We start from the raw sequence: 24,511 nt of genomic DNA, 5'->3' as shown, positions 1-24,511 counted from the left end.
TAAAATCATTATGAGAAGTACATTCAAGATACTGTTCTATATCAACAGACAGAAAACTAAGGCAGACGGCAATACCGCCATTCTCTGCCGTATCACCATAGACGGAAAGAGCACCGCCATTACCACAGGAGAAGAGTGTAAAGTCTCCGAGTGGAACTCCAAACAGGGTTTGACAACCAATAGGAAGACCAACCAAAGAATCAATGAGTTCAGGGAATTGATAGAAAAAACCTATCGGGACATACTGACGAGGGACGGAGTGGTAAGTGTGGAACTTATCAAGAACAGTTTGCAAGGCATTGCCACTAACCCCACCACGCTCCTTGCAATGAGCAAGGCAGAACTGCAAGCCGTCAAGGAAAGCGTTGGAAAGTCAAGGACAGAGGGGACTTATCTGAACCTTTACTATTCTGATAAAAATCTCCGAGATTTTATCGAAAACAAAGGAGTACAAGACATATCTATCGTCACCATTACGGAGAGTTTGTTCGAGGAATACCGTTTCTTCCTAAAAAAGCGTGGGCTGAAAGCATCGACTGTCAATACCAATCTCTGTTGGCTGAGCCGACTGATGTTTCGTGCTGTGAGCAGCAGGATTATCCGCTGCAATCCTTTTGAGAATGCCAAGTATGAGAAGGAGGAAAAGAAGATACGCTTCCTGCAAAAGAGTGATGTAATGAAACTTATGGCAATGACGATGAACGACAGAGAATCGGAATTGGCACGGCTGATGTTCGTCTTCTCCTGCTTCACAGGTATGGCTATCGCTGATATGGAAAATTTGGAATACAGGCATATCCAAACGGCAGCGGATGGGCGGAAGTATATCCGCAAGGAGCGTCAGAAGACAAAGGTTGAGTTTGTCGTACCATTGCACCCGATAGCAGAGGCTATTATCCGCCATTGTCTGGAAGAGCAGAAAGGGAATGAAGAACAGCAGACGGTGAAAGAAAAAGGTAAAAAACATATCTTTCCCCGTGAGTGCAGCCGGAGCGTGATAGACGGCAGACTGAGTATTGTTGGCAAGGCTTGCGGTATCAGACAGGGATTGTCGTATCATGTTGCAAGGCATACCTTCGGTACGATGAGCCTAAGTGCAGGAATACCTATTGAGAGTATAGCCAAGATGATGGGGCACGCTTCCATATCAAGCACGCAGATTTATGCGCAGGTAACGGACAACAAGATTTCGGAGGATATGGACAGGCTTATAGCCAAACAATCGGCAAAGGAGAAAGAAATAGCGGAGAGAGAGGCTTGTGAATCTTTGGAGGTATCAATCTATAAAATGGAGGAAACGGCATGAAAGCAAACGATAACTTAAAAGCCGTAACAAACATTGCCTGTCATCGCAGTATCTTTGATTGGGGCAGCAATATGCAGGTTGTCAGAAAAGGAAACGGAGACATAGCCATGACGGAGAACGAACTCGTGAGTTTCTTCGGTGTAACATGGAGAAAACTCAATTACAGACTGCAAATATTGGTGAAGTCTTCCAATCTGCACCCCGATGAAAGGAGTGCAGGCGAGGAAAATATTTATGCAAACAAACAACTAAAAGGTTATGCTCCGTTCTATCCGCTTCCAATCATCATTGCCATGTCTTTTCAGTTGGACAGCACAGAAGCGCATTTGTTCAGGAAGTATCTTTGTGAGAGGTTGCAGAAACCTGCATCCGTGATAACACCGATATTTCTGCTTGGCAGCACGGATAACTGATAATCTGTATTGATTTCCTTTTTCTTTCACCGATATTATCCTACTACTTACTACAACAAGAGATAAGGCAGTGAAAGAAAAAGGGTTATAATGTAGTTAGAACAAGAAATGAAAATTACTACCCTATGACTACATTCTATCTTATATGGGAATAACTGAGAGCCGTTTAGCCCTTTGGGGGCATAATATTTAGGTATCTTACCTTTATTATATCTTCTTATTATGCAATTGCCTCTAAGAATGATATGTCTCTGTGAAATTATGTCGTGTGTTATTGGCAATCCTTACTAACATCAACATCACCGGAACTTCGACCAACACGCCTACCACCGTAGCCAATGCAGCCCCAGATTGTAAACCAAAAAGAGAAATAGCTACAGCAACCGCCAATTCAAAGAAATTACTTGCCCCAATCATTCCGGCAGGTGCGGCAACATCATGGGGTAATTTCCACCATTTCGCCCAACCGTAAGCAACGAAGAATATCAGAACCGTTTGCAACACAAGCGGAACTGCAATCAATAAGATATGCAGGGGATTGTTTAGTATCGTTTCTCCTTGAAATGAAAACAGGATAATAAGCGTTAATAGCAATCCACCTACCATGTAATTATTAAATTTCTCAATAAATACATTGTTGAAATACTCCACACCTTTGCGGCGGACAATCATTATTCGGGTAATGACCCCGGCAGCAAGTGGTATCACAACAAACAGCCCTACGGATAGCAACAGAGTGTCCCATGGGATAGATACGCCGCCAACTCCCAACAAGAAAGCAACGATAGGGGCAAACGCTACCAATATGATTAAATCGTTCACTGCCACTTGTACCAGTGTATAAGCGGCATCCCCTTTAGTAAGGTAACTCCACACGAACACCATAGCTGTACAAGGTGCAGCGCCCAATAATACCGCCCCGGCTAAATATTCTTCGGCTAATCTGGCAGGTATAAAGGCTTTGAAAATCACATAGAAGAACAAATAAGCAATTCCAAACATGGTAAATGGCTTTATCAGCCAATTTGTAACGCCAGTGACTATTATTCCTTTCGGACGCTTGCCGACATTCTTAACACTTTGAAAATCTACTTTTAGCATCATCGGATAAATCATTAACCAAATCAGGATTGCCACGGGTATAGACACGTTGGCATATTCAAATTTGCTTAATGTTTGCGGAATTGCCGGAAGCCATTGTCCCACGGCAATTCCAATAATGATGCACAAGGCAACCCAGACAGTCAGGTATTTTTCAAAAAATCCAATTCCTTGTTTCTTTTCCATAACAATATCTATTTATTTTAATTGTGGTTTTAATTCGTTCAGGTAGAAGTCATAGAAACAGGCTTTAATTTCATCCCGTACCCGATGGAACTCACTGTTGATAAACTCGGGACTTCCGGTTGCTTCCGAGGGATCGTCAAACCCTATATGCAGCCTGTTTCTTACTTTACCTGTAAACATAGGACAACTTTCGTTTGCACCACCGCAAACGGTTATTACGTAATGCCATTCCTTGTCAAGATAGGTATTAACATGTGTTGGGACATGTGAGGCAATGTTTATTCTGGCTTCTTTCATTACTTCCACCGCCTTGGCGTTTACTTGTTTCGCTGGTACCGTTCCACCAGAATACACTTCTATATTTTTGTCGAATGACTGTAGAAAGCCATGAGCCATTTGGCTACGGCAGCTGTTTCCTGTACAAAGAATCAATACTTTCATCTTTTTATTTTTAAATTTGGGGATTTGACTTACTATATAGTTTGAATGCTTTTTGGAAGGAATTTCTACATATTATAGAATATAATTAAACAGATAGCCGGACAAGATGATGAAAAACGTCACAGTGCCGAAGAATATGCCGATAAGTCTCCATGTCATTACTTTCTTGAGCAGTGTTGCCTCTGGCAAGGAAAGACCAACGACAGCCATCATGAAGGCTATCGCCGTTCCGATGGGAATGCCTTTCGCTACAAATACCTCGATTACTGGGACGATACCTGCGGCATTAGCATACATCGGTACGGCAAGTATAACAGACAAAGGAACTGCATACCAGTTGTCTTTTGACATGTATTGCTCAAAGAATCCTTCAGGAACAAAGCCATGCATGAAAGCACCGATACCTATACCTATCAGAATATATATAAGTACACCACTGACAATTTTCCATGCATCACGGATAATAGTGGGAAGCCTCTTGGTAAAGGTGGTATGGTCTTTTTCCCATTCCCCTGCCTGAGCGGATGAATTTGCCTGCATCTGCTTTACCCAGTCACTCAGATAAGGAGCAAGGCGCATGCGACCGAGTACTATACCGCCTATTACTCCTAACAGAATGCCGCTGATGACGTAGATAAGAGTCACCTTCAATCCGAAGGAGCCAAGGAACATAGCAACAGCCACCTCGTTTACCAACGGTGATGTGATAAGAAATGCGAATGTTACGCCCAAAGGAATGCCGCCCTTTACAAATCCGATAAACAGAGGAATGGAAGAACATGAACAGAAAGGAGTGACCGCTCCGAATATGGAAGCCAGCAAGTACTGCAATCCGTACATATTGTGTGTAACCAGATATTTTCTCAAACGTTCAATTGGGAAGTAGGCGTTGATAATTCCCATCAATACGCTGATGAAGAACAAAAGGATAAGTATTTTTATCGTATCATAAAAGAAAAAGTTTACGGCAATTCCTATCGGTGTGTCGGCACTTAGTCCGAACAGTCCGTAAACAAGCCTGTCTGCAAATTCTTGTATCATAGAAGTCTTTTTTTGTTCGCTTAAATACGAACAATGTTCTTGAAAAAAAGCGGCAGATACCATAATGGTTGTTTCTGCCGCTCGTGGTTAAACATATTCTGTCAATCAGATGCCCAGAAGTTCCTTTACTTCACTTTCTGTCGGTACCTTCCCCTTCAATTTTACCACTTCGTCAATGACAACGGCTGGCGATGTCATGATATTGTAATTCATCATTTCCATGATGTCGTCCACCTTGGTGAGTTTTGCATCGATGTCGTTCTCTTTAAGTACCTTTTCAATTACATTGTAGGTTGATTTACATTTGGCACAACCCGGCCCTAAAACTTTTATTTCCATATTAGTAAAAATATTATTGTTATTAAATTCATTTTACAAATACATTATCCAGCAATAATATATGCCGATGATGATGAATACCACGCCTACAATAAGGTTCGCCCATTTTTGCACTTTCTGTATCTTTCCGTAAAAATTTCCCATTTGTTGTATGCTGAAGGCGAGAACCCATGCAACAGCAAGCACCGGTATAGCCGTAGCGACAGCAAATATCATGGGTAGAAGATAGCCTGCCGAGGTCGTGGCAGACATCGGTATCAGCATGCCGAAGTAGAACACGCCACTGGTGGGACAGAAAGCCAGGGCGAACAGAACCCCTATCATCAGAGCACCCCAGCCGCCTTTCCTGGCAAGACCTTCCGGATTTCCAGTGAATCCAAACTTGGGGAGGTTGAGTTTATCTCCCCAAAGCATGAACAGGCCTATTACGAGTAGAAGAGGTCCAAGTATAAGCTCCCCCCACGTTCCTATTGTCTTTTGTATGCCGAACATACTGGAACCTTCTTTCAGAATAGTAATCAGTATTACACCAAGTAGGGTGTATGAAAGAATTCGCCCCAGCGTATAAAGCAGGCCATTTCGGAATATTCGCTTCCTGTTTTCAATATCTCTTCCGATAAACCCTATAGCTGCTATGTTCGTTGCTAACGGACAAGGTGAAAGTGCTGTCAGTAGTCCGAGCAGAAATGCTGTCAGTATAGGCGTGGAACTGTTATCCAGCAATGTCTGTAACCAATCCATATCCACCATTATCTCAGCATTTCATTTACGGATTTTACGACACCAGCCCTAAATACATCTGGTGATTTGCGTGCATTAGCAAAAGCAAATTCAGTCATATTCTTGTATGTTTCCTTTCCATTCTTATGTCTAACGATAAATAGTGAAGACCATGTTACCTCATACTTTTCTGCTATCTTCTCATTTTCCTTTTTGCTGATGTCTATTACCTTAAAAGTCACCTTGCCTTTTTTTATCTGGTCAGCGAAGTTCTTTTTCATTGTAGCTTTTGTGTTGCTTTCGATAGCCATACATGTGGCACAGCGCTGTTTCCCATGAAAATACAACACTTCTACATAATCCTTTACCGTCGTCTTTTTTAGAGCCTGGGCATCTGTTCCGTCCTTTGCATTCATGTTGCAAAAGATAAAGGTGAAACATGCCACGATTAAAAATAAACACTTTTTCATACCTTTTTTATATTTTGTTGTTAGTTATTCGCAAAACTACGAACATATTCTTCAAAAAAAATCACCTACGACAGCCCTTATTATTGCAGGGTTGCGCAAAGAAATCTGCAAACATCTTCTTCGCAGCTTGCCAATTATCCTTGTTGATACAATATTTGACTTTGGGCGCTTCCACTTCACCCTGGATTAAGCCGGCTTCTTTCAATTCCTTCAAATGCTGCGAAACGGTTGCTTTGGCAATAGGTAGTTCTTCGTGAATATCACCGAAGAAGCAACTATCTTGTTTTGCCAAGAAAGCAAGAATTGCCATCCTCGTTGGATGTCCCATTGCTTTGGCAAAATGAGCTATCTGTTCCAGATTTGTTGTGTGCAGTTTATCTTCCATTATTCTATATGTATCATTGTTTGTTGTTTGCAAAATTACGAACAATATCTGATACATGCAAATAATATCGTTATTTTTTGGGAAAATCGTTTTTTTTCTGTATCTCAGAAAAATATAAGTAGTAATGCTATAGTCGCAAGTCTAAGTTGTTAATGATTCTATGTGAAAGCATCTTATGGTTTCCAAATCCATAGGAATAGCTGCTTCCTTCTTGCAGGGTACTTGTGAAATCATAAGCTATTAGTTTAACTTTTGAAATGTAATCTAAATATCCTAAGGCACTTGTTTCTGTTCCCTATAATTATCTTTTAGCATCTTTTCCAAATCTGAGGCCTTATAGAGGATTTTTCCTGCGAACTGGGTGTAGGGGATAATTCCCCTATCCCGATAGTCCTGCAAGGTGCGAGGGCTGATGTACAGCCTTTCGCACACCTCTTTACTCGTGAGAAAGTGCTCACCGCCAAAGAGCGGTTTGTGTGTCTTTGCCACTTCCTTAATCCGCTTACTTACCCCTTTTAGTGCGGACAGCACCACCTGCATATCGTCTGCCTCCATGTTCAAATCTCTTACTTGTTCCATAGTTCTTTCGCCTTATTTGTTATTCATGAATTTGTCCGTTTTTGATTTCTCCGATTTAGTTTGGAGCAATAGCTCCACATCCTCACGCCTGTAATAGCACTTATGCCCGATTTGAGAGAATGGAAGTACACCTGTATCCCGGTAATGCTGCAATGTGCGCTTGCTGATGTTGAGCAACTTGCATACATCACCATTGTGCAGCCAATCGGTATGCTTGCTCTGTTCCCCGAATGCCTTGTGGCAGGTCTCGGCAAGGCTGAGAATCTCATTCCTGAGCCTTGTCCAATTTGAATCCGTAATGATAAAATATCCCATAGTTTTATTATTGTTTTGTTTGTAATTCTGTCTTATTGGTATTGACAACACCTTTGTCTGTTCTGCGTTTCATCGCACGTTTATGCCTGCAAAAGTATAATGAGTTTGTCATACTTCAAAGCAGCAGGGAACAGCAGGGAAACATCGGGAAGTTGAAGGAAAAGCTAACGCATTTTATCGGCAGCTGTTTGCACATTCTTTCCCTGTTTTCTTCTTTCGCCGTCCGTTTGAAACAAAGATAGGGCGGTGTATGTCCTATTCAATCATTCTTCGTTCAAGAGACACCTTGTAACACTCTTAGTATGGACAAACGCTACCCTATTTCTGCGCGGATTCTATTGTTTGCAATATAGGTGCAGAATACTGCAAACGTGTGCAAAGGGTACACTTCTACCTCTGTCTTTCCTTATTATTTTATCCCCTGTTTTGACTTAATTCGGGCTTAAATCAGTCATTTCTTTTCCTGTCTCCTCAAAAAAACGTGCGAACTTTATTGCGAATGAACGCAACATCATGCAAGCACTCTTTGAATGCTTGGAACTTTCCAGTTCTCTTCATAACTTCACTCTTAGAAACCAAACCAAGCATATAATGAAGAAGAATGCAGATAAAAGCAAATCGGAGGGAGGAAACAATATGCCCAAGCGAAAAAAGACTTCCTCAAAAAACGGTGAGATAGAAATCTATCTGTCCTCTCGCTATGAGTTCAGATACAACACTGTATTGGGAAGAACCGAATACCGAAGCAAGAACGATGCTCATTTCTCAAAAGTGGGTCGCTATGAAATCAACACGCTCCGAAGGGAGATAGACAACGACATCGGGATAATAACCTCATCAGAAAATCTATACTCTATCATCGAGAGCAGCTTCTCTCCACGCATCAACCCCATACAGGAGTATTTCAAGGGATTGCCATTGGCGGATATAGGCTGTGATGAAGGTAATAGTAGTATCTCCTCTCTTTCACTGAAAGCCATTCCCGAACTGGCAAGTTGCGTTGTGGTGCGCAATCACGAAAAATGGCTACTATATCTTACAAAATGGATCGTGGCAGTGGTTGCCAACGCAATGGACGACCGTGAGTGCCGTAACCACACCTGCCTCGTGCTGACGGGCGAGCAGGGCAAGTTCAAAACTACATTCTTGGATTTGTTCTGTCCGCCAGCCCTGCACAGTTACAGCTATACGGGTAAGATATATCCACAGGAGAAGGACACGCTCACCTATATAGGACAGAACCTCATAGTAAACATCGACGATCAACTCAAAGCTCTAAATAAACGTGATGAGAATGAGCTGAAGAACCTCATTACCTGCCCGATGGTCAAATACCGTATGCCCTACGACAAGTATGTGGAGGAACATCCCCACTTGGCAAGCTTTGTGGCATCAGTGAACGGCAATGACTTTCTTACAGACCCTACAGGAAGCAGACGGTTCCTGCCCTTTGAAGTGCTTTCCATAGATATTGAGAGAGCAAAAGCTATCTCGATGAACAATGTCTATGCGGAAGCCAAAGCCCTGTTAAAGTCAGGCTTTCGCTATTGGTTTGATGATGATGAGATTGCCGAACTATACAGAGAGAGTGAGGACTTTCAAGTACAAACTGCAGAGATGGAGCTTTTGTTGCGTTGTTTTGAAAAGCCAACGGAGGATGAAAGTTATTCGTTAATGACCACTACGGAGATACTCACTTATTTGGGTATTTATACCCACCAGCCACTTGTTGCCAAGCGGATGGGCGAAGCCTTGAAGAAAGCAGGATACATAAAGGTGAGCAAACGAAGAAACGGTAGTAGCCCCATCTATGTCTACAAGATTAGGAAAATCTTGCCCTGCCCGCTCCTTCAAACTTGTAGTAGCCAAATGTAGTAGAATGTGTAGTATTGTCTTATACTACAAAGTAACACTGATTATCAATCACTTATCACAGAATAGTATGTAGTAAGAAGAAAGATGAAAAAGTTTGGAGGGGAAAAACTTTGGAAAAGGTAAAACCATAAAAACAGACAAACATAAATAATTATCATTCAACCCATTAATGTATCAAAACAATGAAAGAAGAAGATTTATCACTTATCAAGCGATACCCCATCGTGGAGTATCTCGAAAGGAGGGGTATCAAGCCTGTACGTAGGACTGCTGCCTATACCCTGTATTGTTCACCGCTCAGGGAGGAAACACATCCGAGTTTTAAGGTGGACACTGAGAAGAACCTTTGGATAGACTATGCCGAAGGCAGGGGCGGAAGCATAATCGACCTCTGTATGCGTATGGAGGGATGCACGCTATCGGAAGCTATCCATCGTTTGGGACAGAACGCTTCCGATAATGGCACATCTAGTTTTCTTAATGACTTCGTGCCAAATAATTCCCAACCTGTGATGGCTGTAAATGGAGCAAGGAGACTGATTGAAATATCAGACACTCTGCCACCACATTTTCAGGAGTACCTTACAAAGGTGCGTTGCATCAACTTGGAAAAGGCTATGCCATTCCTCAAATGTATCAGCTATGAGATAAGGGGCAGGCGCTATCAAGCCATTGGCTTTGCCAATCTCTCTGGCGGCTATGAGCTTCGGGACGACAAGACGTTCAAGGGAACGATAGCCCCGAAGGACATTACTCCGATATTCACGGATAGAGCGGAGTCTGTATGTATCTTTGAAGGCTTCATGGACTTCCTCTCCTTCCTTTCAATGAAAGAAGAGATTACCAACCACTGCCTTGTGATGAACTCCGTGAGCAACGTGGCAAGGACTATCCGTTATTTGAATGACCGACACCTCACCCATATCCGTGCCTTCCTTGACAATGACGAAGCAGGACGGAGGACTGTTCAAGATTTCATAAAGGCAGGCTTCCATGTTGAGGACATGAACATACATTACAAAGACTTCAAGGATCTCAATGAATATCATGTCAGCCGTGTCCGTGAGCGGCAGGAACGGAAAGCGCAGGAACAGACACACATATCAATTACAGGACAAAACAAGAAATCAAAACAAGTTAAACTTAAAATGAAATAGAAATGGAAACTATGATGAGCGACAAAGACCTTTCGTGGTTCTTGGGTGTGGAAGATGAAACAGAGAACGAATCTACTTCACAAGAAGCGACTGCGGTTCCTGAAAGAGAAAGCCCAACAAACAAGCAGGATACAGAGAATACCATGCACTCCGAGCCTGCACGAAATGCTGAGAACGTAACCGTTCAGAAACGTATCAGTGCCAAGATGAGAAAGAAAACACTCGAAGCCTACAAGCGAGCCTATCTTGTGCCGACCAAGTTAAACAATCGTAAGGCAGTCTATCTGAGTAGGGAGACACAGGAACGTGCCGACTTTATTGTGCGTAGATTAGGCGACAGGGGCAGCAACCTTTCAAGCTTTGTGGAGAACATCGTTCGTCAGCATCTGGATGAATATGGAGAGGACATAGAGAAATGGAGAAGGTTATAAACCGCAGGAAGGGGGCGAGGGATGAATTTCAAAAGATTTATTTCCCGCCCTAATCCTACTATCGCATTAAAATATGATGTCATATTCTCGTAAATGAGACGTCATATTTGGGCAAATATGACATCATATTTTTAGCAAGTAGACATCTGAATGATGAGAACACCACGAACACAGTTAAACACAGAATGCACGGCATTCACTTTTTGGCTGCAAAACGCCTCGTGCGTAAATGGTCTTATCACTGACATTGCAAGACGTCAGTTTGTACCCACAAACTGCTCTTGCTCCCCCTCGTCAGACTGTCGGGGAGATAAGACCGTAATCACTCCGTTCTCATCGGTCAGCATTCAGAAATTAAGCAACAACAAATTATCTATAATGATTAACTTTCAAAGGAAACTTATATGAATAGATACAAAGGAAAAGCTGCCCGATGGCAGCCAAAGGATAAGGAAGAACTGCGGATGAACAAGACAGAGTTCATCAAAGTAAGATGTACCTTAGAGGAAAAGCAACGTATCAAATCAAGGGCGGAAAATACAGGGCGGAGGTTCTCCGACTACTGCCGTGAGATACTCCTTAACGGCGAGATAATAGCCGTCCCCAAGATGACCGACAACGAGAGGGAAGCCATTGCCATCCTCCAACATACAGGAAGATTCTATGGGCAGGTTTCCAACCTCATCAAGGGCAAGGACGAAGATTGGCTACATATCACAAAGAACCTCTCGCTATGTGCCAAAGAGGCATTTAAGCGATTTTACGACCCCCATTTTCGTGTGGATGATGAGGTATATAAGGTCTTAAATATGAGAAGAGATGATAGGAAAATGTAAGGCGATAGCGCACGGCAGTACGGCTCTGGACTATATTTTCAGAGATGGCAAGCTCGGCTATCGGCTTGCCTTTCACAATCTTTGCAGCAGGGAGCCAAAGACAATCTATGAGGAAATGAAAGTGGTCAGCGACTACAACAGCCGTTGCAGGAACAAGTTTCTCCGTATCGAAATCGGCATCGCACCGCAGGACGAGAAAAAACTGCCCGTGTCCGAACTGATGCGGATTGCCCATTTGTTTGCCAAGCGAATGGGACTTGACAACCATCAATGGGTGGCGGTAACGCACAAGGACACCGACAACAGACACATTCACATCATCGCCAACCGCATCAGCCTATATGGAGAAGTCTATGATACCACTTTTGTGAGCAACAGGGCTGCAAGGGTGGCAGAGGAAATCAGCAGGGAGAAAGGCTTGACCATCGCAAAGGAGGTCAAGGCGGAAAGGAAATACCAAAAGGAAAAAGTCAGCCAGACGCGAGAGCAAGCAAAGAAAGTGGTGCAACAAATCTGTTATTCCCTGCTTGACAAATACAAAGGAACAGGCGTTACAGGGCATTCTATGTTCCTTTATGAATTGAACAAAAACGGCATTATTATAGAGCGTATGAAGAACAAGCAAGGTAATGTCTATGGTTTAAAGTTCTCATACGCAGGGCAATCCTTCAAGGCTTCCGAAATCGGCAGGGAATTCGGCTACCGTTCCTTGCAGAAAAGCTTTGAACCAACCAACAGGGAAGAATCAAGGAAATTACATCAAACAGTACAAAAATCAAGAGAAAAGAACGAACTGCCTGATACAGGTTATGAGCTTGTACCAAAGAGCCGTTCCTCAATCTCACGAGACAATAATACGCCACAAGTGCAGAACTCCATTGGTGCAGTGGCAGACACCATCGTTAGCGCAGCCGATGAAGTTGTGGAAGGGTTAGGCGATTTGATTACACCAACCGCACAGGACAATGACTATGCAGAAACAGCGTGGCAGCGCAAACTCAGAAACCAAGCCAACAGAAAGAAGCGAGGGAGGAGAATGTAACTCGCAGCAATAAAGAATACATCATATTACGCAGAAATCCGAGTTTATTTGCAATTTCTTGATAAAAAACAGTATCTTTGCAATCTATTAAACATTTATAATGATAGATGTCTGAAGATAGGCTTCGTATTGGTGATATCGGCTTTGTCTACAACCGCTCTCAAGTTGAGCAGAAGTGGAGTTTGATGGACATGGATAATAGGGCTCCTTTTATCTTTGTTCCTATAGATTGTGAAAAATTCCTAACAAACTCGCAGATTATTACCAATAAAATGAGAGATGACGATGGGCTTTATGTGGGACTTAATCCTGATTATCAGAAAAAAGTGAGTTATGATTATTTGATGTTTGAAATTGGTAGTATAGCTGGATATGTTGCCTTGTTCTTCAGCAAGGACAAAATGAAATTCAAAAAAAAACTGACAAAAACACAATTATTGAACTTTGAATTTAGAAAAGAAGACCAAGATACTCAAAGAGTTTACGGTTACAGTGCCTTAATAGTTTCAGATATGTCGATGAATATTTCTAAGCATATAAACGACAAGTATTTTCAGCTTCGGTTGAGTATGTTTACAGATGTCCGTGATTCTCTAAGCATTGCTCAGATTATGCAACCTTCTCTAAAAGAAATGGGGGTCAACTTGAATTTATTTAATTCTTGGAAAGCTCTTTTGGATAAAAGCCAAATAAAAGAAAATGGTGTCAATACTATATTCGATGCCCTTCTTGATAATAAAACTGAAGTTATGAACGATGTACGTAAAGTGCGTATTCTGTTTACTAATTTGATGTCTTTTGCGAACAAAATCCATGACCATGACAAAGTGGAAGATTAATAGCATAAAGATAGAAAACTTCAAGTTTTTCCATCGCCCTTTCAAGATGGATATTGAAGGTAAGAATTTGCTTCTGTATGGAGAGAATGGTAGTGGAAAGAGTTCTCTCTATTGGGCTATCTATACCTTGTTTCAGAGTTGTTATAAAAGACCAACAATAGATGATGCACAGAAATATTTTGTAGCAGATAACACGGAAAATCTTCGTAACAAATTCTTACCTGATACTCAGAGGTCTGGTATTGATTTAGAATTTATATCTGAAGATGACGGTCGTAGAAAGTCTTATGAAGACTCAAATGTCAGGTGTAATACTTCTACAGACCCTTTTATGAGCATTACTGCAGGATCTAGTACCTTCATGAACTACAAGTTTCTTTCTGCCATCTTCGATTTTAAAAATAGCAAGCAGCCCGAGATCTTCAATATTTTCGTCAGTGATATTTTCCCAGCTCTAATTTTACAACCATCCATGAAACTCATTCACTATGATGGTACACAATCATCTGTAATGACAGCTGACTACTGGTGGAAGTATTTAAATAATAACCTTCAGAATCTAAAGAGAGGTTCTAATCCACATTATATTTTGAAGACTTCTGATGAATACATACGTTATTCCAGACTGCTGAAAGAATTTAACAGACAGATAAAGAATAATGTGACCCTAATTGAAACTAAGGCCAATCAGATGATTTCTAATAGCTTCAAATTGAATGCAAGACTTCAGATGGACTATGAGAATGCAAGGATTACAGATGTCCAGATGGGGCCAGGAGTATTATATAACAAAAAAATATTACCTCCCAAAATAAAGGTTAAGGCAGAATTCAGCCATAACCATATTGTTGGACATAATGACATATTACATCCTCGCTCCTTTTTCAATGAGGCAAAACTTACTTGCCTTGCCATTGCGATGCGTTTTGCAGTTGTTGAAATTATGCACCGTGCCGAGGATGATGGTGCCTCTGCACTATTCCTCGATGATTTGCTGATTAGTCTAGATATGTCTACAAGACTTGAAGTAATGGACATTATTTTGAGTTATGAAAGTAATTATCAGATACTACTTTTCACGCATGATTACACCTTCTTCGATATTCTAAGGTCAAAGATTAGACAGCAGAAACATGATAGCAGCTGGTTGTTCAAGGAATTATACAGTTTGAATGATGATATAGACAATATACCAGACTATCTACTTGTTGATAATCAGAATGCAATTGATAGGGCAAAAGCTTTTTATGAGCAACGTGACTATGCTGCGTCTGCCAATGCATTAAGACGTGAATGTGAAGAGCAGCTTAAAAGATTGCTACCATTCAATGCTACAGTAGAATTTCAGAGAGCCCCTTTCCCAAAAACTTCTCCTAAACAACTATCCAACATGATGGGTGCTCTCAATCAGTTTTATTCAGACACAGGAATTCCTGATATTACTCCAGATATACAGATGTATAGGGAGAGAATCCTCAATCCGTTATCACATCACGATGCTCGTACTCCAATATACAAGAGTGAGTTGCTAAAAGCTATTGATGAAATTTCAAAACTGAGAACAATATCGGTTTCATTTCTAGTCCAATATGCAGATTGTACGCTTTCAAATGAATTTTTTATCCATTTCACTAAGGATGGTATAGATGCGGAGGTACACTTTTATTTTTGTGCTGAGTGGATGAAATACACACTGAATGGTATGGATTATTTTTCAAATCCTTTGCTTCACATTACCTCTTCTAATGTGCCACAATATGTAGTTGGAAGAGAAAAAACCATAAAAAGTATTTACAACACACTTTGTAATTATGTATATAGAGGTTCTGGCGGTTATCCAAGTCTTGAAGATGCTATTCAGAAGTGATATGATACTATATTAAGTTATATGTTTTTTTATATTTATTCTCATCATAATGCTCATTATTCGGCAAGAAAGTATTATCTTTGCAAACAGAATAATAAGCGTTCTTTGTTAGGCAGAAAACAGCGAAGCCCAGTAGTCCGCTCGTTTCCAAATCGTTACCTGTTTGGCTTATGCGATAAGGTAACTTCTTTATTTTCAATTAGATACATTTTAATAATTATCTTGCAATGTTACTAATGCCCTTTTGAAGTCTAATTAAGCACCTTTTTGTATAGTGTTTTGCAACTACTTGATAATCGGTTAGTTACAAAGACAAAAAATAACGACTATTTTGACCTTACATGAGGTTTGATAGTCGTCATTTTTGTAATGAAATTTCGTAGACTTTATGCGTCTTGAAATGATTGCCTAATGTCGCTTAGAAGGGTACTCTCATATCCCCACCTGGGTATGGTGGTATAGGATCATCATTCATCTTGCTACCAATAATCTCACCACCCAATGGGTCATTAGGCATTGGAGCAGCCATATCCAAATCCTCAGGATTAGCAAAACGAGTGTATTCACCACGGAAGTTGAGTAGAACATCACCAGTTGCACCCTTACGATGCTTGGCAATAATAATCTGAGCCATACCATGAAGGTCGTTACCATGATCATCTTGCAGAATATGATAATACTCTGGTCGATGCACAAAGAGTACCATATCGGCATCCTGCTCGATAGCTCCAGACTCACGCAAGTCACTTAACTGTGGACGTTTACCCTCACGTGGATCGCGTTGTTCAACCGCACGACTCAACTGTGACAGTGCTAATATTGGAATGTTCAGCTCTTTTGCAAGTCCCTTCAAGGAACGGCTAATAGTAGAAACCTCCTCCTGACGGCTATTGAAGCGCATACCATTGGCATTCATCAGCTGTAAGTAGTCAATCATGAGCACTTCAATATTATGTTCACGCACCAATCGACGCGCTTTTGTACGAAGTTCGAAGATTGAAAGTCCAGGTGTATCGTCAATATAAATCGGTGCACCCTGCATCTTTCGTATGTTAGAGTCGAAACGCTCCCACTCGTCAGGTGTTAGCTGACCATTAAGAATCTTGTTACCAGGTACAGAACAAACGTTTGATATTAAACGATTGACAAGCTGTACGTTGTTCATCTCAAGAGAGAAGAACGCAATTGGCTTACGATAGTCAATGGCAATATTTTTAGCAATACTAAGTGCAAAAGAAGTCTTACCCATGGCAGGACGACCAGCAATAATAACCAAGTCGGATGCCTGCCAACCTGCTGTTATCTTGTCTAAGTCGTGGAAACCACTTGGTACGCCAGTTAAGCTACCCTTATTGTTTGCAGCCTTGAGAAGTAATTGATGGGCTTGTTCAACGACAGAGTCAATCTGTACATAATCTTGTAGCATATTCTTCTGGGAAATCTCAAACAGAGCACCCTCGGCTTTCTGCATCAACTCGTCAACATCCACGGTTTCATCGAAAGCATCAGTCTCAATCATTGATGCAAACTGGATGAGTTGTCGTGCCAAGAACTTTTGTGCAAGAATATGTGCATGATACTCAATGTGTGCAGATGAAGCAACATTGGAGCTAAGCTCAACGATATATGCAGGACCACCAACTTCTTCAAGTGTTCCTTTATGTCGAAGTTCTTCTACTACGGTCATAATATCTACAGGCTTCTCCTGCAGATTCAGAGATTGTACAGCTTCATAGATTTTCTCATGACGAGACTCATAGAATGTTTCTGGTTTGATAATCTCTGAGACAACAGTAAAGGCATCCTTATCAATCATAAGTGCACCTAAAACAACCTTTTCAATGTCAGTTGCTTGTGGTTGTAGGTGACCAAACGTCGTGTCGATAGGAGCCTGCTTGGTTCTACGACTACTTTTATTGTTATTACTTCTTTCTGCCATATGGTGGCAAAATTACAAAAAATATTCCATTTCTAACATCAATCTTGTAACCTTTTATTATCTTTGCAAAAAAGAATTCTTTAATTATAATTTTAGACTATGATTACCTTTCCTTGCTGTAAAATCAACCTTGGTTTAAATATTGTTGCAAAACGTCCTGATGGCTATCATGACCTTGAAACAGTTTTTTATCCTGTTCCTTTATGTGATGTGTTGGAAATTAAAAAGATGGATGAGGAGTTTCCCTCTCCTACTCCCATAGACTTAAAAGTGACTGGTCATGCTGTAGAATGTGATGAGCGCAATAATTTGGTAGTTAAGGCTTATCATCTCCTTGCAAAAGATTATGAATTACCTCGTATACATGTTCACCTTGTTAAGCGTATTCCTATGCAGGCAGGACTTGGTGGTGGTTCAGCTGATGCTGCTTATATGATTCGATTACTTGATGAGCGTTTTCGTTTGAATATGGGTAATGCAGAGATGGAGCGTTATGCAGCCCAATTGGGTGCTGACTGTGCATTCTTTATTCGCTCTGAAATTGCTTATGCGACGGGCATTGGAGATGTTCTTGCCCCAGCAGACAATGAGGGGAACAATTTAGAAGGGTATTATCTTGCACTTGTAAAGCCTGATGTAGCCGTTTCAACAGCTGAAGCATTCGCGGGTGTTACTCCTAAGAAACCAGTGAAAAGTTGTCGTGATATTGTACGTCAACCAATTGATACATGGCGCGCTGAACTAACAAATGATTTTGAAAAGTCTATTTTTGCTATACACCCTATATTGGCAACAGTTAAAGAGAAACTGTATGAGAATGGAGCTTTGTATGCACAGATGTCGGGAAGTGGTAGTACCATTTTTGGTATCTTTGGACAAAAGCCAACAAATATAGAGGAACTCTTCCCCGATATGTTCACCTATTGTGTCAGACTCTAACATCAATCTTTACTAATATTTATGATGGAAAAAGCATTAACGGTTTATAAAGCATCAGCAGGTTCAGGCAAAACATTTACATTAGCATCAGAATATATCACCTTAGTGGTAAAGAATCCACAAGATTATAAGAAGATTCTTGCCGTAACCTTTACTAATAAGGCGACGCAAGAAATGAAAACGCGTATTCTTTCTCAACTGTATGGTATTGCACATAAATTGCCAGATTCGCAGGCTTACTATGAGCAAGTATTACAGAAGACTGGCTTTCCTGAGCAAACAATTAGAGAGAATGCTGCTGAAGCGTTATCGCTGCTTACCCATCATTATAATGAATTTTGTGTACAGACGATTGATGCCTTCTTTCAGTCTGTATTGCGTAATCTTGCTCGTGAGTTGAATCTTACAGCTAATCTTCGTATTGATCTCAATGATGAACAAGTAGAGGCTCAGGCTGTTGATGAATTGATTAATAGTCTTGAAGAAGGGGAAGAGGTTCTTAGTTGGATTCGCGATTATATCGATAAAAATATAGAAGATGACAAGGGATGGAATGTTATTGGACAGATAAAGGACTTCGGAAAAAATATCTTTAAGGACTTCTATAAAGACCATAAAGCTGAACTTGATAATCGGTTTCGTGAAGAATCTTTTTTTGACGATTTAATCACGGATTTGCGTAGGAGACGTAAGGAAAGCCCTAAGAAGGTCAAAGAACAGGCTGGAAAACTGCTTCAGAAAATAAGTGATGCTGGTATTGATACAAGTTACTTTATTAAAGGATTGTATGGATATATCACTAAATTGGTAGAGAATGAACCTACTGATGAAGGACCATCAGCAAATGTCTTGAAATGTCTTGAGAGTCCTGATAACTGGTTGTTGAAGAAATGTCCAGCTGGAGAGAAAGAGCGTATTAGTGCTTTTATTTCAGAGTCATGGTATGATGACTTACTACTATTAGAACAGTATAGGAAAGAATGTTGGAAGGAGTATCAATCCAGTAATCTTACGCTTAAGCATCTTTCTCAACTTCGTCTTTTACATGCTATCTCAGGAGCCGTTGATGAGATAAATAAAGACACGAACCGATTTATGCTAAGTAACACACAATCATTGCTTAGCACTTTAATGAAAGATTCTGATACGCCTTTTGTTTTTGAGAAGATGGGAGCTTACTTGAAGCATATCATGATTGATGAGTTTCAAGATACAAGTACTATCCAATGGAATAACTTCCGCAAGTTACTTGATAACTGTATGGCTCAAATAGAGTCACATAATCTGATTGTGGGTGATGTCAAGCAGAGTATTTATCGATGGCGTCAAGGTGATTGGAAATTACTAAATAATATTGAGTATGACTTCTCTGAAGAGCAAATAAAGATAGAACCTCTTGAAACTAACTATCGTTCTGAAGAGAATATAATCCGATTTAATAATGCTTTCTTTACGCAGGCTGTTATACAAACAGTTAAAGAATTAGAGAGTGATGATATAAAAGGTGCTGCTCAGTTGATTGAAGCTTATAAAGAGATTGAACAGAAACCGAGGAAAGATGATGGTAAGGGATTTGTGCATATAAAACTCTTTCCTTATGATAAAAAGGCAGTATCAGAATACAACGAGAATGTTCTCAATGAATTAGTTAGTAATATCCGTGAACTATTAAATCGTGGGTATAAACAAAAGGATATTGCTATTCTTGTCCGATCAAAAGGAGTAATACAGGATATTGCTGATAAGTTCCAAAGTGAGTTTGGTACAGATGTAAGTATTGTTTCTGATGAGGCATTCCAATTGGATGCTTCGTTAGCTGTTAATGTGATTATTGCTGCTCTGCGATTGCTTACACATCCTGATGATAAACTTACAGAAAGTAAGTTGGTTAAGCTCTATCAACAACAAGTAATACAGTCGGATAAAGATAATAATGCTTTATTTGTAGATGAAGGTGAAAGAGAGTTAAAGTCTTTTTTACCAAGTGGTTATGTAAATAAGTTTGACTTTTTATTAAGATTGTCACTTGTAGACCTTGTTGATGAGATTTACTCACTTTTTAATCTCGGTAGTCTTGAAGGACAAAGTGCATACGTATGTACATTCTACGATACATTGAATGAGTATTTGAGAGACCATCCTGCAGATATTGATGATTTCATCGAAGAATGGGAAGATAGTCTTTCAAGCAATACAATTCAAAGCGATGAAGTTGATGGAATACGTTTGATTACTATTCATAAGAGTAAGGGATTGGAATATGATAACGTTCTGATTCCTTTCTGTGATTGGGGATTGGAGAAGACTGTTGGTAATACAATATGGTGTCCAGGAGATAATAAGGAAAGACCTTATGGAGAATTACCGTTGATTCCGATAGATTTTTCTAAAAAGATGATAGGTACTGTCTTTGAAGATGATTACAAAGAGGAGCATCTTCAGAATACTGTTGATAACATGAATTTGCTTTATGTTGCCTTTACACGTGCAGGAAAGAACCTATTTATTACTGGTAAAAAGGCTTCTAAAACCACTTTTACTAAGTTACAAAATGGTAATACTGCCACAGATCGTTCACAGATTATTCAATTAGTTATTGATGATCTTGCTAATGAATTGCCAGGAGCAACGATTGATGATGCTGGTGATAAGGAGGCTATCAGTTTTGATTTTGGTACTTTGTTGGATTGTGGACAGCGTGTTGATAAGGAGAAGTCTACGGAGAATCCTTTTGAACTTACACCTAAGACGCATAAGTTAAAGATAGAAACTTTCCCCCATCCTGTTAGCTTCCGACAGAGTAATAAGAGTCATGACTTTATCAATGGTGAGGATATTGATCCTTCAGACGCAAATCGTTACATAAAGGTTGGAAATATACTTCACCAACTCTTTTCTACTATCCTTACAGAAGATGATATTGAACCTCGCTTAAAGGAATTAGAGCAAGAAGGAGTTATCTATAATGATGAGGTTACATCGAGAAAATTGCAGAATAAGATTGCCAATGCTCTGATGAATGAGAAAGTAAAAGATTGGTTTAGTTCACGATGGAAGCTGTTTAATGAGTGCACCATTCTTGACTATGATAAGGAGAGTGGAGATATTCATGAACATCGTCCTGACCGTGTAATGACCGATGGAAAGGAGATTATTGTAGTAGATTTCAAGTTTGGTAAACCACGTGAAGAATATCATGAGCAAGTACAACGCTATATGACTTTGCTTATGCGCATGGGCTATGAGAAGGTCTCTGGCTATATTTGGTATGTCGTTAGAAACGAGATCATACCAACTCCTTTTCTCCCATTAAAGGGCGAATAGCCTATATAACTAACTTCATTTCATTCTTAACAAGCGTTCTGATATATAAATTATGAATACATTTCTCGAACACATTGCAGCTGATTTACTAAAGAAGTATGGTAATGACATGGCGCATATAGCTGTTGTCTTTCCTAATAAGCGTGCTGCACTCTTTTTGAATCAAGCATTAGCTCGATTGGCTGATGGTCCTGTATGGAGTCCTGCATATATTACTATTTCTGACTTCTTTCGTCAACATTCAGAGCTAACAATAGCTGATCCTATTAAAAGTATTTGTGATCTCTATAAGAGTTACATCGAGGTAATAGGCAATACGAATGAAACCTTAGACCACTTCTATGGTTGGGGGCAACTGCTCTTAGCCGATTTCGATGACATCGATAAGAATATGGCAAACGCTGAGATGGTCTTCTCTAATATTAGTAACCTTAAAGAGTTAGATGATATTAGTTATCTTACCGATGAACAGAAAGTAGAATTACGCCGTTTCTTCGCTAATTTCGATGATAATCCAGAGGGTATTAGAGAGCGTTTTATAACTCTTTGGAATAAGTTGAATGATATATATAATGATTTCAAGCAAAGGCTTAAATCTCAAAAGCTTGCATACGAGGGTATGCTTTATCGTGATGTGGTAGAGAAAACAAAGATAGAAGCACAATATGAACACTATGTTTTTGTCGGATTCAACGTACTTCAGAAGGTAGAACAGCTTCTTTTCAAACGCTTCTTAAAGGAAGAAAAGGCAAGTTTCTATTGGGATTATGACCGATATTATATGAAGCCAACAAATGAAGCAGGTAACTATATTTGTCGTTGGCTTGATAAATTCCCCAATACTTTACCAAACGATAGCGATGAATTGTATGATAATTTAGGAAAAGAGAAGGAAATAAACATTATCTCTGCTCCTACAGAGAACTTACAAGCACGTTATATCACCGAGTGGTTGCGCGAGAATGAAAGATATAAAGATGGTAAGCGAACAGCAATTGTTCTTTGTGATGAACATCTGTTGCAGACAGTAATCCATTGTATACCTGATGAAGTCGAGACTCTGAATGTCACAACGGGTTATCCGTTACAACAAACTCCGATTGCATCGATGGTTACGCAGCTTTGGGCGTTACAGACAGAAGGTTATTCAGTACAAGAACAGAGTTATAGACTTCACTATGTAAACAGAGTCTTACGACATCCTTATGGGAAGTATCTCACACCAAAAGTTGCCGAAATCATCGAACGATTGAATAGTGAACGACAGTTTTATGTAAAGCCAAAAGAAGGCTCAATCTTTGAATACCATCCAAGTGATAAGCAGAACCTACAAGTATTAGTTAATTGGTTGGCAGAAACTATCCGTTTCATCGGTGTAAATGGTGCAGCTGACAAAGACCCACTTTTTGAAGAGTCTGTTTTTCGTATGTACACCTTACTCACACGTTTGTCTGATTTGATGACAAATGGTGATTTAGATGCAGATAAGATTATCTTCCGTCGTCTATTAACACAGCTAATTGCTGCTACAAGTATCCCTTTCCATGGTGAACCAGCACGTGGTGTTCAAGTGATGGGCGTTCTTGAAACGCGTAATCTCGATTTCGATCATGTACTTGTGCTCTCTTGTAATGAAGGTAATATGCCAAAGGGAATAGACGATGCATCATTCATACCTCATCTTATTCGTAAGGCATACGAGTTAACAACAATTGATAATAAGGTATCTATCTACAGTTACTATTTCCATAGTATGATTCAGCGGGCAAAAGATGTTACTTTCCTTTATAATAACTCCACTCAAGGTAGCCATACAGGAGAGATGAGTCGTTTTATTTTACAGTTGATGGTAGAGTGGAATCACCCAATTCATCGATTAACTTTGCAAGCTGGGCAAGAGCCTATGCACTGTGAAGCAGAAGTGGTTGAAAAGAATGAAGCTGTACTGAATAGACTCGATGAAATCAGTTATTTCTCCCCAACTGCTATTAATACATATATAACTTGCCAGCTAAAGTATTACTTTAAGTATATTGCAGGTATTAATGAACTCGATGAAGTCGATGTAGATGATGTTGATAATCGAATGTTTGGTAATATCTTTCATACTGCAGCACAGCTTATGTATGAAAAGTTACTGCCAAGAGAAGTCATCACAGCTAAGAACATAGATTATTTGTTGAAGACAGGAAAGAGTACCCAGTCTCTCACATCTGGGAATGCAGAACTTACATTGGATGATATTGTCGACGAGGCATTTGCTACTGAACTATTTCATCAACAACGAGGAGTAAGGAAACATCCAAAGCTCAATGGACTCCAACTTATCAATCGTGAAGTAATCATAAAGTATCTTCATCAATTATTACGGATTGATCGACGTTCTGCCCCATTGCGTGTGGTAGGTCATGAGTTTCCTGTTAAACGCTCATTGATAATTAATGTGAATGGATTGGAGAAGCAAATAGAAACAGGTGGACGTATTGACCGTTTAGACGAGATTCTCGTTGATAGTGATAGCGCACGCTTGCGAGTTGTAGACTATAAGACTGGTGGAAAGGCAGCGGAGTCATTGAAAAGTGTTGATGAAATGTTCGATTCAAAGAACCTAAGTAAGAAGAGTGATTACACAATGCAGGCGATGCTCTACAGTCTTATTGAAGCAAAGAACGATTCTGAGCATAATCCAAATCATCGTGCTGTTAGTCCAGCTTTGCTCTTTATCCAACATGCAGGTAGTGAAGATTATACTCCTGTACTATCAATAGATAAGGAGGAAGTTACTGATGTCACTGTATATGAAGAGGAGTTTCTTAGAAATCTCACGGAGAAACTCGAAGAAATACATAATCCCAATATAGCTTTTGCTCCAACCGACAATACTGATAGTTGTCAATACTGTCCTTATAAACAGATGTGTGGACGATAATTACAGCTATAAACGATAATAGGCGGTCATAAATGCG

22 protein-coding genes are annotated in these 24,511 nt (G+C 40.1%); 12 read left to right on the top strand and 10 right to left on the bottom strand.

The annotated features are described in order from the left end of the window. Window positions 1-10 precede the first annotated feature (10 nt). A complete protein-coding gene (locus tag J4861_RS04165) occupies window positions 11-1,306 on the top strand; it encodes a site-specific integrase (protein WP_211815908.1) in 1,296 nt (431 codons plus the stop codon). Then, a complete protein-coding gene (locus tag J4861_RS04160) occupies window positions 1,303-1,719 on the top strand; it encodes a hypothetical protein (protein ID WP_211815907.1) in 417 nt (138 codons plus the stop codon). Before J4861_RS04165 ends, J4861_RS04160 begins: the two co-directional genes overlap by 4 nt. A 234-nt stretch (window positions 1,720-1,953) precedes the next feature. Here the strand turns inward: J4861_RS04160 and arsB are convergent, their stop codons facing one another. The 9 genes from arsB to J4861_RS04115 all read right to left on the bottom strand — a co-directional run bounded on the left by arsB (window position 1,954) and on the right by J4861_RS04115 (window position 7,296). Further along, window positions 1,954-3,006 carry an ACR3 family arsenite efflux transporter gene (gene arsB, locus J4861_RS04155; RefSeq protein WP_028899676.1) on the bottom strand — a complete coding sequence of 351 codons (1,053 nt, stop codon included), beginning with the start codon at window positions 3,004-3,006 and terminating at the stop codon, window positions 1,954-1,956. Between the two features lie 12 nt (window positions 3,007-3,018). Next, window positions 3,019-3,447 (bottom strand): arsenate reductase ArsC, encoded by a 429-nt coding sequence (locus J4861_RS04150; RefSeq protein ID WP_028899677.1) that lies wholly within the window; start codon window positions 3,445-3,447, stop codon window positions 3,019-3,021. A 72-nt stretch (window positions 3,448-3,519) separates the two neighbouring features. Continuing rightward, entirely contained in the window at window positions 3,520-4,488 is a 969-nt protein-coding gene (locus tag J4861_RS04145) for a permease (protein WP_007574486.1), read from the bottom strand. Between the two features lie 105 nt (window positions 4,489-4,593). Continuing rightward, window positions 4,594-4,827: a thioredoxin family protein gene (locus J4861_RS04140; protein WP_004359040.1), complete on the bottom strand. Its 234-nt coding sequence runs from the start codon at window positions 4,825-4,827 to the stop codon at window positions 4,594-4,596. Between the two features lie 33 nt (window positions 4,828-4,860). After that, window positions 4,861-5,568, bottom strand: coding sequence for an aromatic aminobenezylarsenical efflux permease ArsG family transporter (locus J4861_RS04135; protein ID WP_028899679.1), 708 nt, complete (start codon window positions 5,566-5,568; stop codon window positions 4,861-4,863). Between the two features lie 8 nt (window positions 5,569-5,576). After that, complete coding sequence (locus J4861_RS04130; RefSeq protein ID WP_004359044.1) at window positions 5,577-6,017, bottom strand: nitrophenyl compound nitroreductase subunit ArsF family protein; 441 nt, start codon at window positions 6,015-6,017, stop codon at window positions 5,577-5,579. A 61-nt stretch (window positions 6,018-6,078) separates the two neighbouring features. Further along, window positions 6,079-6,402 (bottom strand): ArsR/SmtB family transcription factor, encoded by a 324-nt coding sequence (locus J4861_RS04125; protein ID WP_028899680.1) that lies wholly within the window; start codon window positions 6,400-6,402, stop codon window positions 6,079-6,081. Between the two features lie 273 nt (window positions 6,403-6,675). Beyond that, window positions 6,676-6,981: a helix-turn-helix domain-containing protein gene (locus tag J4861_RS04120; RefSeq protein ID WP_004359048.1), complete on the bottom strand. Its 306-nt coding sequence runs from the start codon at window positions 6,979-6,981 to the stop codon at window positions 6,676-6,678. Between the two features lie 12 nt (window positions 6,982-6,993). Continuing rightward, window positions 6,994-7,296 (bottom strand): helix-turn-helix domain-containing protein, encoded by a 303-nt coding sequence (locus J4861_RS04115; RefSeq protein WP_211815906.1) that lies wholly within the window; start codon window positions 7,294-7,296, stop codon window positions 6,994-6,996. Window positions 7,297-7,887: 591 nt separating this feature from the next. Between J4861_RS04115 and J4861_RS04110 the strand changes: the two genes are divergently transcribed. From J4861_RS04110 to J4861_RS04080, 7 genes are all read left to right on the top strand, one after another. Then, on the top strand, window positions 7,888-9,171 hold the full coding sequence (locus J4861_RS04110) for a virulence-associated E family protein (RefSeq protein ID WP_211815905.1): 1,284 nt from the start codon (window positions 7,888-7,890) through the stop codon (window positions 9,169-9,171). Between the two features lie 182 nt (window positions 9,172-9,353). Then, entirely contained in the window at window positions 9,354-10,328 is a 975-nt protein-coding gene (locus J4861_RS04105; RefSeq protein ID WP_211815904.1) for a toprim domain-containing protein, read from the top strand. A gap of 11 nt (window positions 10,329-10,339) precedes the next feature. Continuing rightward, entirely contained in the window at window positions 10,340-10,759 is a 420-nt protein-coding gene (locus J4861_RS04100; protein ID WP_428842166.1) for a DUF3408 domain-containing protein, read from the top strand. Window positions 10,760-11,163: 404 nt separating this feature from the next. Further along, window positions 11,164-11,595: a plasmid mobilization protein gene (locus J4861_RS04095; RefSeq protein ID WP_211815903.1), complete on the top strand. Its 432-nt coding sequence runs from the start codon at window positions 11,164-11,166 to the stop codon at window positions 11,593-11,595. After that, entirely contained in the window at window positions 11,579-12,637 is a 1,059-nt protein-coding gene (locus J4861_RS04090; RefSeq protein WP_211815902.1) for a relaxase/mobilization nuclease domain-containing protein, read from the top strand. The genes J4861_RS04095 and J4861_RS04090 overlap by 17 nt, the downstream gene beginning before the upstream one ends. 107 nt (window positions 12,638-12,744) lie before the next feature. Continuing rightward, on the top strand, window positions 12,745-13,476 hold the full coding sequence (locus tag J4861_RS04085) for a hypothetical protein (protein WP_028899684.1): 732 nt from the start codon (window positions 12,745-12,747) through the stop codon (window positions 13,474-13,476). Continuing rightward, window positions 13,457-15,343, top strand: coding sequence for an AAA family ATPase (locus tag J4861_RS04080; RefSeq protein WP_028899685.1), 1,887 nt, complete (start codon window positions 13,457-13,459; stop codon window positions 15,341-15,343). The genes J4861_RS04085 and J4861_RS04080 overlap by 20 nt, the downstream gene beginning before the upstream one ends. Before the next feature lie 418 nt (window positions 15,344-15,761). Here J4861_RS04080 and dnaB read toward each other — a convergent pair whose 3' ends face one another. Next, window positions 15,762-17,282, bottom strand: a complete 1,521-nt coding sequence (gene dnaB / locus J4861_RS04075; protein WP_211806617.1) for a replicative DNA helicase — start codon at window positions 17,280-17,282, stop codon at window positions 15,762-15,764. A 99-nt stretch (window positions 17,283-17,381) separates the two neighbouring features. Here dnaB and ispE point away from each other — a divergent pair, with 99 nt between their 5' ends. The 3 genes from ispE to J4861_RS04060 are packed head-to-tail and all read left to right on the top strand — an operon-like array spanning window position 17,382 to window position 24,474. Then, window positions 17,382-18,221: a 4-(cytidine 5'-diphospho)-2-C-methyl-D-erythritol kinase gene (ispE, locus tag J4861_RS04070; RefSeq protein ID WP_211815901.1), complete on the top strand. Its 840-nt coding sequence runs from the start codon at window positions 17,382-17,384 to the stop codon at window positions 18,219-18,221. 24 nt (window positions 18,222-18,245) lie between these two features. Further along, window positions 18,246-21,545: a UvrD-helicase domain-containing protein gene (locus tag J4861_RS04065; protein ID WP_211816641.1), complete on the top strand. Its 3,300-nt coding sequence runs from the start codon at window positions 18,246-18,248 to the stop codon at window positions 21,543-21,545. A gap of 52 nt (window positions 21,546-21,597) precedes the next feature. Next, a complete protein-coding gene (locus J4861_RS04060) occupies window positions 21,598-24,474 on the top strand; it encodes a PD-(D/E)XK nuclease family protein (protein WP_211815900.1) in 2,877 nt (958 codons plus the stop codon). Window positions 24,475-24,511 lie beyond the last annotated feature (37 nt).

Origin of the sequence: Prevotella melaninogenica, assembly GCF_018127925.1 — a bacterium.
In the GTDB taxonomy this organism is placed as follows: Bacteria; Bacteroidota; Bacteroidia; order Bacteroidales; family Bacteroidaceae; genus Prevotella; species Prevotella melaninogenica_C.
This window is presented reverse-complemented; position numbering and strand designations above follow the sequence as displayed.

Coding starts and splice junctions, on each gene's coding strand:
- J4861_RS04165 (WP_211815908.1), top strand. CDS start 11: ATGAGAAGTACATTCAAGATACTGTTCTATATCAACAGACAGAAAACT.
- J4861_RS04160 (WP_211815907.1), top strand. CDS start 1,303: ATGAAAGCAAACGATAACTTAAAAGCCGTAACAAACATTGCCTGTCAT.
- arsB (WP_028899676.1), bottom strand. CDS start 3,006: ATGGAAAAGAAACAAGGAATTGGATTTTTTGAAAAATACCTGACTGTC.
- J4861_RS04150 (WP_028899677.1), bottom strand. CDS start 3,447: ATGAAAGTATTGATTCTTTGTACAGGAAACAGCTGCCGTAGCCAAATG.
- J4861_RS04145 (WP_007574486.1), bottom strand. CDS start 4,488: ATGATACAAGAATTTGCAGACAGGCTTGTTTACGGACTGTTCGGACTA.
- J4861_RS04140 (WP_004359040.1), bottom strand. CDS start 4,827: ATGGAAATAAAAGTTTTAGGGCCGGGTTGTGCCAAATGTAAATCAACC.
- J4861_RS04135 (WP_028899679.1), bottom strand. CDS start 5,568: ATGGATTGGTTACAGACATTGCTGGATAACAGTTCCACGCCTATACTG.
- J4861_RS04130 (WP_004359044.1), bottom strand. CDS start 6,017: ATGAAAAAGTGTTTATTTTTAATCGTGGCATGTTTCACCTTTATCTTT.
- J4861_RS04125 (WP_028899680.1), bottom strand. CDS start 6,402: ATGGAAGATAAACTGCACACAACAAATCTGGAACAGATAGCTCATTTT.
- J4861_RS04120 (WP_004359048.1), bottom strand. CDS start 6,981: ATGGAACAAGTAAGAGATTTGAACATGGAGGCAGACGATATGCAGGTG.
- J4861_RS04115 (WP_211815906.1), bottom strand. CDS start 7,296: ATGGGATATTTTATCATTACGGATTCAAATTGGACAAGGCTCAGGAAT.
- J4861_RS04110 (WP_211815905.1), top strand. CDS start 7,888: ATGAAGAAGAATGCAGATAAAAGCAAATCGGAGGGAGGAAACAATATG.
- J4861_RS04105 (WP_211815904.1), top strand. CDS start 9,354: ATGAAAGAAGAAGATTTATCACTTATCAAGCGATACCCCATCGTGGAG.
- J4861_RS04100 (WP_428842166.1), top strand. CDS start 10,340: ATGATGAGCGACAAAGACCTTTCGTGGTTCTTGGGTGTGGAAGATGAA.
- J4861_RS04095 (WP_211815903.1), top strand. CDS start 11,164: ATGAATAGATACAAAGGAAAAGCTGCCCGATGGCAGCCAAAGGATAAG.
- J4861_RS04090 (WP_211815902.1), top strand. CDS start 11,579: ATGATAGGAAAATGTAAGGCGATAGCGCACGGCAGTACGGCTCTGGAC.
- J4861_RS04085 (WP_028899684.1), top strand. CDS start 12,745: ATGTCTGAAGATAGGCTTCGTATTGGTGATATCGGCTTTGTCTACAAC.
- J4861_RS04080 (WP_028899685.1), top strand. CDS start 13,457: ATGACAAAGTGGAAGATTAATAGCATAAAGATAGAAAACTTCAAGTTT.
- dnaB (WP_211806617.1), bottom strand. CDS start 17,282: ATGGCAGAAAGAAGTAATAACAATAAAAGTAGTCGTAGAACCAAGCAG.
- ispE (WP_211815901.1), top strand. CDS start 17,382: ATGATTACCTTTCCTTGCTGTAAAATCAACCTTGGTTTAAATATTGTT.
- J4861_RS04065 (WP_211816641.1), top strand. CDS start 18,246: ATGGAAAAAGCATTAACGGTTTATAAAGCATCAGCAGGTTCAGGCAAA.
- J4861_RS04060 (WP_211815900.1), top strand. CDS start 21,598: ATGAATACATTTCTCGAACACATTGCAGCTGATTTACTAAAGAAGTAT.